The organism is Streptomyces sp. NPDC007095 (genome assembly GCF_040634475.1).
Lineage (GTDB): Bacteria > Actinomycetota > Actinomycetes > Streptomycetales > Streptomycetaceae > Streptomyces.
Window position 1 is genome coordinate 26,295 of the sequence record NZ_JBEYFS010000091.1, and the last position, 15,416, is coordinate 41,710.

General features: G+C 68.9%; 15 protein-coding genes and 2 pseudogenes. 8 read left to right on the forward strand and 9 right to left on the reverse strand.

The window, feature by feature from the left end:
- Positions 1-75: 75 nt before the first annotated feature.
- Together ABZ656_RS28365 and ABZ656_RS28370 are read left to right on the forward strand one after the other, a co-directional pair.
- A pseudogene (locus ABZ656_RS28365) lies at positions 76-367 on the forward strand (IS630 family transposase); the annotation flags it as partial.
- Positions 368-738: 371 nt separating this feature from the next.
- On the forward strand, positions 739-999 hold the full coding sequence (locus ABZ656_RS28370) for a hypothetical protein (protein ID WP_101403152.1): 261 nt from the start codon (positions 739-741) through the stop codon (positions 997-999).
- Positions 1,000-1,718: 719 nt separating this feature from the next.
- Here the strand turns inward: ABZ656_RS28370 and ABZ656_RS28375 are convergent.
- Genes ABZ656_RS28375 through ABZ656_RS28385 form a run of 3 tightly spaced genes read right to left on the reverse strand, consistent with a single transcriptional unit; the run spans position 1,719 to position 3,653 of the window.
- Complete coding sequence (locus ABZ656_RS28375) at positions 1,719-2,924, reverse strand: cytochrome P450 (RefSeq protein ID WP_101403153.1); 1,206 nt, start codon at positions 2,922-2,924, stop codon at positions 1,719-1,721.
- A complete protein-coding gene (locus ABZ656_RS28380) occupies positions 2,924-3,223 on the reverse strand; it encodes a DUF1259 domain-containing protein (protein ID WP_360271280.1) in 300 nt (99 codons plus the stop codon). The genes ABZ656_RS28375 and ABZ656_RS28380 overlap by 1 nt, the downstream gene beginning before the upstream one ends.
- Positions 3,141-3,653 (reverse strand): DUF1259 domain-containing protein, encoded by a 513-nt coding sequence (locus ABZ656_RS28385; protein WP_360271282.1) that lies wholly within the window; start codon positions 3,651-3,653, stop codon positions 3,141-3,143. The genes ABZ656_RS28380 and ABZ656_RS28385 overlap by 83 nt, the downstream gene beginning before the upstream one ends.
- Positions 3,654-4,576: 923 nt before the next feature.
- On the opposite strand from ABZ656_RS28385, the gene ABZ656_RS28390 reads away from it, so the two are divergent.
- The 4 genes from ABZ656_RS28390 to ABZ656_RS28405 all read left to right on the forward strand — a co-directional run bounded on the left by ABZ656_RS28390 (position 4,577) and on the right by ABZ656_RS28405 (position 7,871).
- Entirely contained in the window at positions 4,577-5,806 is a 1,230-nt protein-coding gene (locus ABZ656_RS28390) for a sensor histidine kinase (protein ID WP_360271284.1), read from the forward strand.
- Positions 5,778-6,473 carry a response regulator transcription factor gene (locus ABZ656_RS28395; protein WP_101403154.1) on the forward strand — a complete coding sequence of 232 codons (696 nt, stop codon included), beginning with the start codon at positions 5,778-5,780 and terminating at the stop codon, positions 6,471-6,473. The genes ABZ656_RS28390 and ABZ656_RS28395 overlap by 29 nt, the downstream gene beginning before the upstream one ends.
- Before the next feature lie 147 nt (positions 6,474-6,620).
- A complete protein-coding gene (locus ABZ656_RS28400; RefSeq protein WP_360271286.1) occupies positions 6,621-6,995 on the forward strand; it encodes a zf-HC2 domain-containing protein in 375 nt (124 codons plus the stop codon).
- Positions 6,996-7,637: 642 nt separating this feature from the next.
- Positions 7,638-7,871 (forward strand): hypothetical protein, encoded by a 234-nt coding sequence (locus ABZ656_RS28405; protein ID WP_101403156.1) that lies wholly within the window; start codon positions 7,638-7,640, stop codon positions 7,869-7,871.
- 154 nt (positions 7,872-8,025) lie between these two features.
- Here the strand turns inward: ABZ656_RS28405 and ABZ656_RS28410 are convergent, their stop codons facing one another.
- From ABZ656_RS28410 to ABZ656_RS28430, 5 genes are all read right to left on the reverse strand, one after another.
- The gene (locus tag ABZ656_RS28410) at positions 8,026-9,129 is read right to left on the reverse strand and encodes a DUF4037 domain-containing protein (protein WP_360271288.1); all 1,104 of its coding nucleotides are present in this window, start codon (positions 9,127-9,129) and stop codon (positions 8,026-8,028) included.
- A 705-nt stretch (positions 9,130-9,834) separates the two neighbouring features.
- A complete protein-coding gene (locus ABZ656_RS28415; RefSeq protein WP_129592217.1) occupies positions 9,835-10,080 on the reverse strand; it encodes a hypothetical protein in 246 nt (81 codons plus the stop codon).
- 25 nt (positions 10,081-10,105) lie between these two features.
- Positions 10,106-10,255, reverse strand: coding sequence for a hypothetical protein (locus ABZ656_RS28420; RefSeq protein ID WP_180362286.1), 150 nt, complete (start codon positions 10,253-10,255; stop codon positions 10,106-10,108).
- Between the two features lie 302 nt (positions 10,256-10,557).
- The gene (locus tag ABZ656_RS28425) at positions 10,558-11,238 is read right to left on the reverse strand and encodes a histidine phosphatase family protein (RefSeq protein ID WP_360271290.1); all 681 of its coding nucleotides are present in this window, start codon (positions 11,236-11,238) and stop codon (positions 10,558-10,560) included.
- Positions 11,239-11,360: 122 nt separating this feature from the next.
- Positions 11,361-12,596 carry a DUF418 domain-containing protein gene (locus ABZ656_RS28430; protein WP_360271292.1) on the reverse strand — a complete coding sequence of 412 codons (1,236 nt, stop codon included), beginning with the start codon at positions 12,594-12,596 and terminating at the stop codon, positions 11,361-11,363.
- Positions 12,597-12,771: 175 nt separating this feature from the next.
- Here ABZ656_RS28430 and ABZ656_RS28435 point away from each other — a divergent pair, with 175 nt between their 5' ends.
- Together ABZ656_RS28435 and ABZ656_RS28440 are read left to right on the forward strand one after the other, a co-directional pair.
- Positions 12,772-13,437 carry a response regulator transcription factor gene (locus ABZ656_RS28435; protein ID WP_101403160.1) on the forward strand — a complete coding sequence of 222 codons (666 nt, stop codon included), beginning with the start codon at positions 12,772-12,774 and terminating at the stop codon, positions 13,435-13,437.
- The gene (locus tag ABZ656_RS28440; RefSeq protein WP_101403161.1) at positions 13,434-14,537 is read left to right on the forward strand and encodes a histidine kinase; all 1,104 of its coding nucleotides are present in this window, start codon (positions 13,434-13,436) and stop codon (positions 14,535-14,537) included. Before ABZ656_RS28435 ends, ABZ656_RS28440 begins: the two co-directional genes overlap by 4 nt.
- Before the next feature lie 688 nt (positions 14,538-15,225).
- Here the strand turns inward: ABZ656_RS28440 and ABZ656_RS28445 are convergent.
- A pseudogene (locus ABZ656_RS28445) lies at positions 15,226-15,416 on the reverse strand (transcriptional regulator); the annotation flags it as partial.

A 15,416-nucleotide genomic window follows, 5' to 3' on the forward strand; every position in this document is an offset into this window, starting at 1 on the left:
CTCACCTCACGAGGTGCCACCGATTTCCTCGCCCACGAAACGGTGCAGCACCACCCGCATCACCGTACTCGTTCAGGCCGTCCCCGCTTGCTCAGCGATGACGACGAGGACTTCGTCATCGGGACGGCTATCGCCCGCCCGACCAAACTCGGCCGGCTCTTCACTCGTCGGTCGATCCGCAAACTCACCGCCTGGCTGCGCCGCGTCCACGGACGCGTGATCCGCATCGGCCGTGAGGCCTTACGGTGCCCGCGACGCCAAGCTTGACCGTGTCGGGTAGCTGCTGGAACGCATCCCGGACCGGGTCTTGGCCTTCGACGAGTTCGGGCCCCTGGGTATCCGGACCACCGCAGGCTCCTTCCGGGCCTGAGAGGGCAAGCCCGAACCGCCTGCCGGCGACTGACCGCCGTACCCACGGCATCCCGAGCTGCACCACGTTGGACAACGTCTGTGGATACGCCCCTGGGCGCGCCGGGATCCGGGCGCTTCGATGTGCAAGTGACGTTGGGTGGGCCGCAGCCATGTGGCTTGCCAACGACGTTGGGGTGGGGTTTGCACCCGTGCGGTTGGGCCGGTCAGCCGGACACCACGCCGAGACCGCGTCGAAGATCATGATTTCCGGAGCTGACAAGGCGAACAGGAAGGCGCGACCGTGCTCAGCAGGAACTCACCGGTCAAGGAAACCAGGGGGCTCACGGGGCGAACAGGGAGCGATACCGCCCATAGGCCTACGACGGAATGCCCGACACCGAGCTCTTCGCCCTTCTGCGGGAGATGGTGCTGCCGCTGTACGACGCGCATATGGGTATCGGCGCCGGTGACACCGGGGGCTTCGGGCAGAGTCGCCCCGGCACCATGATCCCCGGCCCCGGACTTGACCGGCAGGCCCAGGCGCTCGTCGAGCAGCGCGACCTCGCCGGCACGCGACTGCGGACCTTCGCGAACGGTCGCAACGGGTGCGCCCGGTTGCCCGACGGAACCAAGCCGCGGGTCACGTAGCACACGATCTCACTCGGAGGCCGCACGGTGGGCGACGCCGCAGGCGATTCAGGTCGTTTCGGCACGGAGAAGGGCGAGTCCCGCGCCGGCCGGACCGCTGGTACTGCGGCAAGGTGTATGACTGCTCCACCCATTCGCGCCGGCAACGGCCGCGGACGACGTAGTAGACCGCGCACGCGGACTCGCCGCCGAGGTTGGCGGCCCGCTCACGCCGACCGGGCCGCTCCGTGGAGAGTGTGTCCTGTTTCGAGCACGCGGAACACGCATCGTGGGGCCGCGCACGCTCCGCGAGTTGCCGTACAGGGTGCGTCTCACTCGGACAGGGGAACTCTGAACGAGCGTCAGCGGTCGCCCGCCCTCATCGGCCAGCTACTCGCCCCCGCCGTTGAGCCCGGGGCAGGTGCTCGTACGAGGGGTGGACGAGGATGCTGCTGCCACTACGGCGCGTGCCTGCCGGCACGCCGTGAGACGTGACCGGCAGGCACGCGCTGAGGTCGCGTCCCGCGAAGTGCTGTTACCACAGTGCTGTGGCCTCACGGAGTTCATGACTGTGCAGGGCAACGGGGCGGCGCAGCCACCTCCGTGCCGGATCGTGCTGCTGACGCCTGTGAGCAGCACGGACAGCCTGGACGTCGTCCCCGTGCCCCCACCTGAAGGGCTCGCATCGACCGAGCGAGCCGATGCACTACCCCATCAGGCCCGGCGCGATTCAGGCGTTCCTACCAAGTCACCGGCAGCTCCAGCGGGAACCGCCGGATCGTCTCCGTGTCCCACCGCACTTCCTCCGGCGGCACGGCAAGTCGCAGCCTGGGGAAGCGCTCCAAGAGGCGCCCGATCGCCACTTCCAGCTCCGCCATGGCCAAGGGCACCGCGATGCACCGGTGTCCGCCCCAGCCGAACGTCATGTGCGTCTGGTACGGCCGGTCGGGGTCGAGGACGTGCGGGTCCGGGAAGCGCTTCGGGTCACGGTTGGCCGTCAGGTACGACACGTGGACGAAGTCGCCCGCCCGGATCCGTACGCCGTCCAGCTCCACGTCCTCCAGGGCCATTCGGGGGATACCGACCCCCTTGCGGAACGGGATGTGGCGGAGCAACTCCTGCAGGACGTCAGTCAGGGTCTCCGGCCGACGCCTGACGTGTTCCATCAGCTCGGGACGCGTCAGGAGCAGGTATGCGATGTTGCTGATCTGGCATGTCGCCGTGTCCTGGCCGCTGAGTGTCAGCGTCAGTGCCATGACCGCCAGTTCCCTGTCGTCGAGCTGGTCCTCGCCGTCCCGCGCTGCGGCCATCGCGCTGATGAGGTCCTTGCCGGGGGAGTTCCGGCGCTGCTCGACGAGTTTGGCGAAGTAGGCCGTCAGATCGGCCTTGGCGCTCGCCGCGGCCTCTTTGCTGTCCGCGCCGACGACGAGCAGCTGGCGCACGGACTCCTGCATCTGGGGCCAGTCCTCCCGTTCGACGCCGAGGAGGTCCAGGATGGTGTCCTGGGGAAGCGGGTCGGAGAGGTGCTGAACCAGGTCCGCCGGCGAGCCGTCCTCCTCCATCTTGTCCAGCAGGACGTCCGCGAGCCAGGTGATCCGGCTCCGCATCCCGTCGACCTGCTGCTGGGTGAAGGCCTGCGACGCCAGCCGGCGGACGCGGCTGCTGTGCGGCGGGTCCATCACGTTGATCGATTCGGGCGAGACGATGGGCTCCGGAGTCAGCCGGGGGTAGTCGTGGCCGATGATGGCGGCCCGGCTGAGCCGGTGATCGGTGGTCACCTGCTTGACGGAGTCGAAGCCGGTGATCAGCCAGACGTCCGTGTCGCCGTAGGGAAGCCGGATACGTGCAGGGGAATCGCGGTCCATCAGGTCCGCGAGCGCAGGGTCGAACTCCAGGGCTTCGCTGAAGTCGAACGGGCAGATGTTTGTCTCGTTGTCCGCGGTCATCAGGCGGCTCCTCCGGGCATGGGTACGACGTTGGTGGTGTCCACAGCCCGGCGAATGGCCTTGGCGAGGGTGACGGCATCGCCGACGGCCCAGTAGTGGACGAAGAACAGGCGTGGCTCGTCGGTGCGGTTGTGGTGGTACCTCTCGACGAGTTCGACGCCACCGCGCGGCAGGGCCACGAGGGCGGGGCGGACCTCCTTGCCGATCATGACCGGGTCACCGCTGAGTGCGGCCCTTCCGCCGCCGAGCGGCTGGAAGTTGACGGAGGCGGTGGAGCCCGGTCCCGGAGGCAGGCTCACAGGGCCGTCGGCGACGGTCTCGCGGCGGACATCCGAAATGCTGCACTTCGCGCTCGGTGACCGCGGCGTCGCCCATCAAAAGCGTGCTGTGGTCCACGTAGCGGACGAAGGACAGGTGCGTGCCCAGGACTAGCGCACGGTTGATCCGGATGCCGCGAGAGAAGGCCGTGAGGCCCCGGCGCGGCAAGCGCGTGTGGTGCATGAACCGACTCAGGTCACCGGGCGGGCCGAGAGCCTCGCCCACGTCCGTCCGGTCCGCCAGTTCGGTCATTGCAGGTTCGGCCCGGGAGTGGGCCTCCGGCCCGGCGGACAGGGCGCGGGCCCCGGCAGGCACACTGGTGAGTACGGGCACAAGGGTCGCCGCGGCCGGCACATGGCGCCGGGACGTGGTGAGTCGGGAGCGGGTGTCCTGCTGTCGCTTGTCAGCCATGTCATATGCCTCCTTGCGCGATGGAAGCACAGGAGACCTCGTGGACCGTTGATCGGCACAGCTACATCCCGCCAGGTGGGCTAACTGGCTGCCGCCTATGGACCGCGGCTGTACAGCAGCTCGCCGCGCGAGACATCAAGGCAGTCCCCATCGGCGCCTGCCGGACATGCCGTGGTGGCCGAAGGGTGACGCGTCGCCGAGCGGTGTGGTCATGCGGACCGCGCGGATCCGCTCAGGATCGTGGCTGAAGACGCCTGTCTGCCCGCGTCCAGGCTGTCCGTGCCGCCGCCACGATTTCTACGACGAGGTCGCCCCGGGCGGGTGTAGGTGTGGCCGGCCTTCGTCGGCGACATGCGTCACCTGTATGACCTACGCGTGCGGGCCGGTCGCTGCCGCGCTTCAGTGGGAAGCGGCGCAGCCGTCCAACCCGCCCCAGCCGTACAGGCCCGCCGCTCGCCCTGAGCGACGAGGGAAGAAGGCCGCCCATGGTGGGGCGGGCGGGCGATCTCAGCGTGAACGATGTCGATGAGTTCGGGAGGAACTGCGGCTCGTTCCTCTCGCCCTGAGCAGCAGCCGCGCACTGGGTGAAGTGCTCCAGGCCGTCTGACTGGAAGATGCCGTCCAGGCCCCGGTGCCCCGGATGGCACACCAGGGAACAGGTAACCGTCAGCAGGTTCTGGGGGCGACAAGGCTTCGGTCTCCTGGCGCACGGTGCAGGTAGCGGCCGAGGCACACTCAGAACAAGCACCGTTGCAGTATCAGCGGGCGTCGATGAGTTCTCGCTCGGCATCGGTCCGTCCCCGAGCCCGGCCAAGTCCCGCGGGGACGGAGCCGGATTCTGCGGATCAGGCAATGGCGTCCCGGGGCGCCCCCTGCCGCGGTGAAACGATGCCCGACCCGGCCATCGACCCTACGGTGATGACATGACGGTGCTCAACGGTTGGAGGCGGCGAGGGCGAGCCCGTAGCCGCGCGGTCGACGCCTTGGGCGTGGCTGTGCTGTGCGTGCTGTCGGTCGTAGCTGCCTCGGTCGACCCGCACGAGCACGAGTTCGTGTTGCGCTGGTCCGCCGTGGTGCTGGCCGCCGTCGGCTGCTCGGCGTTGCTCTGGCGGCGCCGTCACCCGTTCGGAGTACTGGCCATCACCATTGGCTGCGGGGTGATGTTTCAGATGCTCGGCTTTCGGGAGAGCCCGCTGGTGACAAGCCCGGTTCTGGCGTCCATCTACAACGTGGCCCTGCGGACCGACCGGCGTACCGCCTGGACCGCGGCAGCTGTTTCGGCCGCCGTCCTGGTAGGCGCCGACGCGGTGTGGACCTCGAATTCGTGGCTGGACCCGGACAAGGCTGCGATGGTGGCCTGGACGGCCTTGCCGGCCGCCGTCGGGGACGGACTGCGCTCACGGCGCGCCTACGTGGCGGCCGTGGTGGAAAGGGCGGAGCACGCCGAGCGCACCCGCGAGCAGGAAGCACAGCAGCGAGTGGCGGCCGAACGCGTCCGGATCGCACGCGAGCTGCACGACATCGTCGCGCACCACATCGCCTTGATCAACGCTCAGGCAGGCGTCGCCGTCCACCTGGTGGACCAGCGCCCGGAACAAATCCTGACGGCTCTGGAGAACATCCGGGACACCAGCCGCTCCGCGCTGGACGAACTACGGGTGACCGTAGGCCTGCTGCGGCAGTCCGACGAGCCGGTCGCGCTCCGCGACCCGATGCCGGGCCTTGCGCAGGTACCAGCACTTCTGGCGTCGTTCGAACGCGCCGGGCTGGCCGTGAGCCACACGCGGCGGGGCACCACCGAACCGCTGGAGCCGGCGGTCGACCTGGCGGCATACCGCATCGTGCAGGAGTCCTTGACCAATGTGCGCAAGCACGCCGGGGCCGACCATGCCCGGCTGTTCCTGCACTACCACTGTGAACGGCTGACGATCACCGTCGAGGACGACGGGTGCGCCGGACCGCACGATCCTCACCCGGGGGCCGGTCACGGGCTGATCGGGATGCGTGAGCGGGCTTCCACGATAGGGGGCACGCTGTATGCCGGACCGCGCCCCGAGGGCGGTTTCTCAGTGACCGCGGAACTCCCGCTGCGCCCCAGTCCGGCAGGGAATCGGAGGCATGAGCATGACGATTCGCGTACTGCTTGCCGATGACCAGGCCCTGCTGCGGGGCACTTTCCGTATGCTGTTCGACGCCACGGATGACATGGAGACCGTGGCCGAGGCGTCCAACGGCCGTGAGGCGGTCGAGCTGGCCGGCTCACAGCGCCCGGACGTGGTCCTGATGGACATCCGCATGCCGGAGATGGACGGCCTCGAGGCGACACGGCTCATCACCGAGTCCGAGGACCTCGCAAGTGTGAAAGTGCTCATCCTGACCACCTTCGAAGACGACGAGCACGTCGCCGACGCACTGCGTGCGGGTGCGAGCGGCTTTCTCGGCAAGGGTGCGCGGCCCGAGGAACTCCTCGATGCCGTCCGCACGGTCGCGGACGGCGAGGCGCTGCTGTCCCCGTCGGCGACGCGAGCACTGATCACTCGTTTCCTGGCCCAGCCGGACCCATGCCCGGCAGCCGTACATGAGCGGCTGGAGAGCTTGACGCCGCGGGAACGCGACGTCACGAGCCTCGTCGCACTGGGCCTGTCCAACGACGAGATCGCCGAGCGTCTGTTCGTCAGCCCGCTGACCGCCAAGACCCACGTCAACCGGGCCATGACCAAGCTGGCGGCCCGTGACCGCGCCCAGCTCGTGGTCATCGCCTACCAGTGCGGGCTGGTCAGCCCGGCTGCGGAAGCAGATCAGTCTCAGCAACCCGCGTGATCGCCGGCGCGGTGCGTCCACCTTCTGCCCCGGCCGCAGGCCGACGTGCCGCGTACTGCAGCCGTGGTAGCCGGAAGTCGCTGCGTGGGGACGACGCGCTGAGGGCCGCTCCTGGGCCAAGGTGGAACCCTGAATGGAGGTTTCGCCATGACCGAAGCCCACTGCCTGACGAAGTCCGACGAGAAGACGGCCGCCGAGCAATGCCGCGCGATCCGTGAACTTCTGGCCGCAAACGAACGCGAGACCCTCGCAGCCAATGAGGCAAGCACGGTGCGGGCTCACCTGGCAGCCTGCAACACATGCCGGGACGAGTACGACCGCCTCGCAGCCGTGCCCGCACACCTGTCTCTTCTCCGCGACGCCCTGGCCTGCGGCAAGGGCCGAAACACGCGAACGCACGCTGCCACCCGGCCAGGGCGCAGCCACGCGACGCCCCGCCACCGCGGGCCACGCCGAGGGAACCTGACCACGCAGCTCACGCTGTCCCAATGGGTCAGCAGGACCACGTCGCCCATCACGTGAGCAGACCTCGCGGAAGCGACGAGGTGGCCCGGGGCGGAACGACAAGGGGACCCTTCTGAGGCGTCTCACCGCCGACCGGCGCAGAGCACTCGTACGGTTGATGAAGAGACGGACGGCGGAGGGGTCCACCGCCCCACGACCGGGCGTGAGGTCTGTTCATCGCGATCGGCCGCAACCCGCGGACCGAACGTCTGACTTTCCGTATCCGTCGGGCGTCGTAGCCGGTGCCTGGATCATCGAGTCCACGTCCGGCACTCTCGGTCTCGGCCTGGAGGCATCGACAACGACGGTCACGGGAATGGAGCCGTCGGCCCGGGCCGTGGGCCTGGCGATCGCCTCAGGGGAGTACTCAGGGGAAATACAGTGACGCCTTTTCCGGGACGTGACTCGTGAACATCCCGCTGTATGCGACGCTGCCCCGGTACATGGTGACTCGCGTCCGTCGGCCGTCAGCCGCTCACGGAGTGCCTCCACGTAGGCGTTGTCCGCGTCGGCGGACGGCGCGCCCCATCGGTTCGCTGCTGAGTCATCCGATCCCTCCGTGGATACTCCGCCCTTCAGTGCGAAGAGGAAGCGGACTCCTGCGGAGCATGGCAAGGAAAGACGATTGGACGTGCTTGTTGCAGGACCAGATCCGGCGCGTTGGACAACGAGGGCCTCGCACATCACACAGCGCACGGCCACCGCGCGGCCTGTGCCGTGGGCCGTACGGACGCGGCCCACGAGCACGTCGAAATCCAGGAGTCCGGAGCCCGCGAGGACGCGTTTGTACGGCCCGACGCTCGGCGCGCCACTCGCACGGAGGGGCAGGTCCAGGGTGGCGTCCGTGACCTGCGCGATGCCCAGGCAGGCCAACTGGCTCCCGAACGGCGGTAGTTCAGGCGGCGCGGCGTCGAGCCTGCGGAAACGGAGCCGGTCATCGAAATGCCACAGCCGGGCGGTCGGAGCGCAGGCCGGATCATGCTCCTGAACTTCCTCGTCGACTCCCTGGGCCGGCTGCGGCGGCCCGCTGCTGGCTCGGAAGCCCAGGTCAGGTCCACTCCGACCTGGACTTTCGCACGGTGTGGCTTGCCGCGCGGGTCAGTTTCGGGCGGCTCAGGACGTCGGTGCTGTCGAGGAACTGGTCCACGGAACCGACGGGCAGCAGATCGCGAAGCGTCTGGTCCGTGATGCGGGCCGTGAGGGCCTTGGTGAAACGGTCGGCGCGCAGGACCTGGAAGGGACGGGAGTGGTACGGGCGGGTGGCGGGGTCGACGCGGTCGGTCAGGCCCAGTTGGTTGTGCAGGCCCGCGACCGTCTCGTAGGCGTGCGCCAGATGCCGCTCACGGTCCCGCCAGTCGGTGGCGGCGAGGGCGGCGGTGAGGTCAGGGGTGAGGCGAGAGCCCATGGGGGTGCGGGCGAACGCGCTGCCGAGCCACTTGCTGTAGGGCGGATAGCGGCGGTCCATGAGGAGGCACAGGCGCATCAGCTCGCGCACGAGGCGGGCGGCGACCAGGGCGGATCCGAGCTCGTCGCCGACCTCGCCGCAGCGGCCGACGAAGGCCTCCTCCTGGGATATGCGCTGCCACTGGCAGGACAGGACATGGAGCCAGAGGTCGTGCGGGTACCAGCGGAGGGCCGTTCGTAAGGGAGCGAGTTCACCGAGGCCGTCGTGGAAGACGGCTCCGCCGGTGACTTCGGCGAGCAGCTGGGTGGGGGTGGCGAGCCAGTCCGTCGGGGTGATGCCGGAGGAGGGGTCGAAGCCGAGTGCGTCGGTGAACCAGCCCGAGAGGTGGGTGACTTCGACGCGGTGGTGGACGGGGCGGTCGGTGGCCCGCATGATGCGGACGTCGCCGTCGCCGGTGGCGGCGAAGTGGGTGGGGTAGCCGTGGAAGGTCTTCGGGAGGTGCTCGGCGAGTACGTGTCTGATGCGCCCCGCGTGCCGGGAGACGTCCTGGCGGCGGAGGAAGAGCTGGAGGCGGGGTCCCCATTCGTGGTCGGCGGAACGTGGGGTGTCGAAACCGAGCACCTCGGAGCCGCTGCCCAGGCGTGCTGCGGAGTGAGGGATTCCGGGGGAGGCTTCCTCCAGCAGGGGGCGTACTGCTTCGGTGTAGAAGCGGCGGGAGAGTTCCAGGCCGGGAATAAAGGCTGGCATATTCGTGACGCTCATGCCAGCAAGCCGTGCCCATTTTATGGCGGGGCATGCGTGGTGTCTTCGCGTCGTCTTCCACTCGTGAGGAAGTCGTAGGTTTGAGGAGCGGCGGGCCAACTCTTGCAGGGCGGCTTCGAGTTCCTCGACGTCATCTCGGTCCATGCTTCGGCGTCGCCCGGCGGCAAGGTCCTGCACGGTCTCTCTCAACGATCGCGGACCAGCAGGCAACCGGTGCCCGGAGCTCGTGGCCTCGCCCCCGAGGTCCCGGTGGTGGTCGAGCCCTTGCCCGAGGCTGCCGCTCGGCACCGTATCGGCAGGGGACCGAGCCGCGGGTGCGGCTGGTCGGCAGAGGCTGGCCGCGTCATCTGCGCGAGCGATCGGACGGCCGTACAAAGGCGCCGGCCCGGCGAGCGACGGCACCGACGCGATCTTCGACATGGTCGGCCTTCATCGCGCGCTGACCGATGAGGTGCGCCTTGGGCCGGAGTGCCGTCTGCACGTGCCGTACCACCGGAAGGCGGCCCCCGCTGGGGCGGCTTGACGCCAAGAAGCGATCAACGCGGGACGGCGCCACCACGATGAGAGCGTCGGCCGCTGGTCATGTCTGCGGCCGTTCACGAGGCCGCCTTCTCGTCAAGGACGTCGAGCGTCCACGCGGTCGTGACCACCACGATGAGAGCGTCGGCCGCTGGTCATGTCTGCGGCCGTTCACGAGGCCGCCTTCTCGTCAAGGACGTCGAGCGTCCACGCGGTCGTGCGAGGACTGAACCCGTCCTCGGCCCCGTACGCCGCCATGCGGGCGTTCCGCGTCTGGGACTCAGGCCCGTCCGCCAAGTGGCAGGCCTCGGCCGACGTGGCACCCGCGAGGGCGTCGCCGAGCACGGCCGCGTCCAGAATCGCCTGCGCCGCACCCTGGGCCTGGAACGGCACCATCGCGTGGGCACTGCCGCCCACCGGGGTCACCCCACGACCACGGTGCTCAGGCGAACTGACCGGGGTGGCACCGCAGCGGCCAGGGCATGGTGCAGATCGCCCGATGCACCTGCCGATAGGGCGCTGCGAACTCGTCCTCGCGTGCGAGCGCATAGCGGCGGATCTCGGCCCCGTTGGACCAGGCGCGGAAGCTCACGTGGGCGCGTCCAAGTGCTCGACCATCATCTCGGTGCGGGCATCGAACGGAACTCCGGTGCTGTACAAGGCGTTTCTGGCGCCCGACAGGGGCTGCGTTGATGACAGTCGTCCGCCAGGCTGCGGCGTGGACGGCTGACTCCCGGGCCGGTCGACGGCCAGGCGAGCCCTCCAGGCGCGGTGCCACCCACTCCCTGCTCCGGGCGACGAGCCGGCCGCCGCGCCCTTGCACGAAACCCAGACTGGTGTGCACGAGCACGGCGGAGGGTCCCCAGGGACGGTCGCGCTCCGGCTGCTCGCGGGTCACACCCAGGCGACGAGGTCGTACCGCTCGTGGCTCGCCGCCTCGTCCCACAGGAGCGTCGTCTGATTCCGTGCAGCGACACAAGGCCTGGGAACAGCGTGACTGCTGCTGACTCCTCCAGGGGTGACGGGCCCGGGCCGGACGTTCCAGTGGTCACCACACAATGTGAGGGAGACCGCCGACAGGGGTGGTACATCGAAATGCCAGAAGGCCGTCGGCGGTGCGGACAGAGCATGGACGAGCGCGGCCCGGATGATCGCCGCCTCGGTGATGGCCAGTGCGTCACCCGTGCCAGGCGGTACTCTGCTCAGCCAGTTGGCGGTTCGGCGACAGAGCTGGCGTACCGACTCGCCTCCGTGTGGCGCGGCATCCGGGTCTGTAAGCCAGGCGCCGTACCCGTAGGGGTCGTCCGCGGTGACCTCGCCGACTGAGCGCCCGCGCCACGTGCCGTAGTCGAAGTCGCGCAGTGCGGGTTCGAGCGTGGCGTTCAGGCCGAGAGCGTCGGCGATCTGCGCACAGCGGTTCGACGGTGCCCGGATGGCCAGCGAGTACGAGGGGAGTGTTGCGCCGACGACGCGTGCCTCGCGCAGGCCGCGCTCGCTGAGGAGACCGTCACCGAAGACTGCGTTCCTGCTGGTGTCCCCGGCTGTCGCGCACATGAATGTCAGGCGGACCGACATCGGCTTACCTCTTTCCTGGGCCGGCGTGGCGCCGGATGGTGTGTGACCTTCGGAAACTTTGGGCGCCCCGGAATCGGTGACGGAGGTTGTGGCCTGGAAGGGCTTTGGCCGACCACAGTCGGCTAGCTGATCAGGCGAGCGGGCGTGGTGGCGGCGTGCAGCATGTATTCCAGTGGTCCTCGCCGGAAGGCCCGCGTCCAGGCGACGGCCAGCAGCATGGTGGCCGCGGCCAGGCAGGCCAGGGCCGGCAGGGCAGCGGACGCCGGCAGGTCGTCGATGCCCAAGGTCTTGATGGCGACGATGTGGCCGACGTACGCGGTCAGGGAGACCGAGCCGACCGCGATGACGGGCGTGGCAAGCCGCTGAAGGCGGGCCGACCGGTCCGTGGCGATGAGGCAGGCGGCGACGACCAGGAGGCCGACGCCGGTGTTGCCCAGGATCGACCATGTCGTCTGGCTGTGCGGCGCGGCCACCAGCAGCCAGTCCGGGGTACTCGTGGTGGGGTCGCCCACGGCGTCGGACCACCAGGCCGATGTGGCCGACTCGCCATCCGCCGTCGCGCTCACGGCTGCCTGCGCGCCAGGGACCAGGTTCAGGGCCAGCCAAGAGCCGCCATAGCCGAGTAGGGCCAGTGCGCTGCCGACGAGAGCGACCTTGGCGCGTATGCCGGGCCTGGCGAGGTCGAGCCGGCCCACCGCCATTCCGGCGATGACGAAGGGCAGCCAGGTCAGTACCGGGTACGCGCCGGTGATGAACAGTTCAACGATCCCGTCCGAATCGGTGATCCGGGCCAGCGGGTCATGGGCGATGACGGCATCGGCCCAGCTTCCGCCCTCGACCGCAGCCCGAAGCACATACAGGACTTGGGGCAGCACGAGCGCGGTCGCCGCGGCGATGACGGCCAGGGTTTCGGCCCGCAGCCGGTACAGCGGAAGGGCGAGGAGGAAGACCATTCCGTAAGCGGCAAGGATCACGTCGACCGAGGTGTCAAGGCAGGTCAGGGCATATCCCAGGGCAACCAGGACGGCGCAGCGGATCAGCACCCGGCCCATGGCCTGCCGCCCGGCTCGCCCCGTCCGTGGCTGCGGCCGACCAGTGAGAAGGACCAGGGTGAACCCGGCAAGCAGGGCGAACAGGGCAGAGGAACGGCCACGTGCCACTTCCATCAACCAGCCCAACGGGCCGCCCACCGAGGGGTCGGGACCGATGTGGGCCGCGTACATGCCGAACACCGCCAGGCCGCGGGCCAGGTCGAGGCCGATCAGCCGTCCTGTTGACGCCGTAAGAGAGGGGGCGGGACCTGCCCTCACAGCGGGTGCCGCCTCGGACGGTGCGACCTCTGTTACGACGTGCGACATGTGATCCAGGATCGTGGACGGTGTGCGTCACAACCATCCGGCAGGTGTCCGGAACCGCCCCCGCCGACCGGCCGATGCAGCCCCCGCCGACTGGCTGGATTCGGTGACTCAAACCGCCGGGAGTGTCACGGCATGGTACGAATCGGACAGTGGTCCGATGGCGAGTGGAGCACCCGTGATCCGAGTATTGGTGGTCGACGACGACGCCCTGATTCGTAAGGGTTTTCAGCACATCCTCGACGCGGCGCAGGACATCGAGGTCGCGGCGGCGGTTCCTGGCAGCCAGGCGCTTCAGGCGACGCGGGAGATGTGTCCTGACGTCGTGCTCCTGGACATCCGGATGCCGGACGTCGACGGCCACACCGTGCTGGTCGGCCTCTGCCGGCTGTCCCACCCTCCGGTGGTGGCCATGCTCACCACACTCGACATGGACGAATACGTGGCAACGGCACTGCGCTCGGGCGCCGCGGGCTTCCTGCTCGAGGACGCCGACCCCGAGCAGCTTCCGTTCCCGGTGCGGACCCTGGCCGGCGGCGATACCGTACTGTCGTCCAAGGTCACCCGGACGGTCGTGGACGTCCACCTGAAAGCCGGACCCCAGGGAGCCGCTGCCCGCAGCCTCGCCCGACTCACTGACCGCGAGCGCGCCGTACTCGTCCTCATCACCGAGGGACTGTCCAACACCGACATCGCCACACGGATGCATCTGAGCACGAGCACGGTCACGGACCATGTGAGCGCCATCCTCACCGAACTCGAGGTGGACGGCCGCGTCCAGGCAGCCCTGCTCGATGAACGGGCTTGCCTGCTCAAACCACCGCGGGACCAGGAGGGGGGATGATCCCTCGCCGCCTGCATGCCCCGCTGCTGGACGCCACCCTCGTCGGAGCCTCGCTGATCGACGTCTGGGTCAAGGTCCACATTGACGAGCCGCTGCGCCTGAGTTGCGCCCTGGTTGCCGCCCTCTCCCTTCTCATACGCCGTCGTCGGCCCCTGCTTACCTTCCTGCTCACTCTGCCCGCCGTCCTGGTCTCCGACGCGGTCTTCGCCGCGCTGGCCGCGCTGTACACCCTCGCCTCATTCACCCGACACCGCACCCTGCTGGCGGTCTGCGCGACGACATTCACGATCTGCGACATGACCTCGTGGCCGTCACTGCACCTCAACGTCGCGGCCACCTCGACCATCGTCACATTGGGCTACACCGCGGCGACGGCGGCCGCTCCGGTCTTCCTGGGGCAACTCGTCCAGACCCGGCGCGATCTGTCGCAGCGGCTCGCCGAGATCTCCGAGGCGCGCGACCACAAGCGGCTGCTGACCGCCCAGGCAGTGCTGGCCAGGGAACGGGCGCAGCTCGCCCGGGAGATGCATGACGTGGTCTCCCACCAGGTCAGTCTGATCGCGGTGCGGGCCGGAGCCCTTCAGGTCGGCACCAGGGACGCCGAAGCCAAGGAAGCCGCCGCCACGATCCGGCGGCTGAGCGTACAGACCCTGGACGAACTGCGGCACATGGTCAGCGTCCTGCGCGCCTCCGGGGGCCGCCCCACGGAGCTGACACCACAGCCGTCCCTGGCCGACCTTGAACGGCTGGTCGACAACAGTGGCATCCAGGTCGAGCTGCAGACCGACGTGTCTGACGGCCTTCCGCCCACCGTTCAGCGCGCCATCTACCGCACCGTCCAAGAAGCGCTGACCAATGTACGCAAGCACGCCCCCGGGACCAGCGCGACAGTTCGCATCCGCCACGAGGGCGGCGCTATCCGTGCCACGGTCACCAATACCGCACCGACCCGGCCTCCCCTCCCTCTGCCGAGTGCGCACCATGGTCTGGTCGGCCTGGGACAGCGCGCCGCCCTCCTCGGGGGCACCGTCACCTCCGGCCCAACGGCCGACGGCGGCTACGAACTGCACCTGGAGCTTCCGGTCGAGGGCGCGTCGTGACGGACAACTGGCCGCCGCCACGTCCTGCAAAGATCACCTTTCTCAACGGGTCCGGTGACTTCTGCGGGTGCCCATGGTTGAACGGTTGGTGCCTGACGGCGTGCGGGAGATGTTTCAGCGGGTGGTGACGAAGGAGTCGACGCGGCCGCGGGGCGGCGGCCGGAGGCGCTATGGGGATTGCGAGGTGCTGACGGCGATCTCCATTACCCAGCCCCTGCGGCGGCTCGACAGCGTCTACGGCCACGACAGGTATCGCAAGTTGTAAGCACAAAGGGAATTTGCTGGAGGCCCCGGACTGTCCCGAGTTGGGTGAGCCCGAGTTGCTCGTCCCTGTTGACGGGCTGTTCAGTCATCCGGGGTTGCCGACGTCGTGGTGAGCGGAGTGCCTGATGAGATGTGAGGCGAGACCGTGAGGGCGCTGGTGGTTCTTGTTCCCGGCGTGCGGGTGACGCAGGACGAGCTGAGCCGGTTCTAGACGGAGCGTCTTGCCGGTTTCAAGGTGCCGGCTTCAGCGGAGTTCCGGAAGGTGCTGGCGCGTACGGCGACTGGAAAGCTCCAGAAGTACAAGTCGCGGGAGCCGTATGGGGAGAGGCACGGGCGGGGCGTCGGCTGACGAGTCGTCGTCTGCCGGTCGGGGGTGCCGTAGCCGTCCTGCCGCGGGGGCTGCCGTGTCACGTTGCCGGTTGGTTTAGGTGGTGGTGGGGGTGTGGGTGGTGAGTTGTGCGGTGAAGACGGTGGTGTTGTTTTGGTGTGCGGTGATGTGGGTGGTGGGGGTTTGGTCGTTGTCGTTGTCGTTGTGGCTTGTGCTGGTGATGTAGGTGGGGGTGTGGTGTTCGGTGTAGCGGTGGAAGGTGGCGTGGAGGGTGGTGGGGTGGGTGG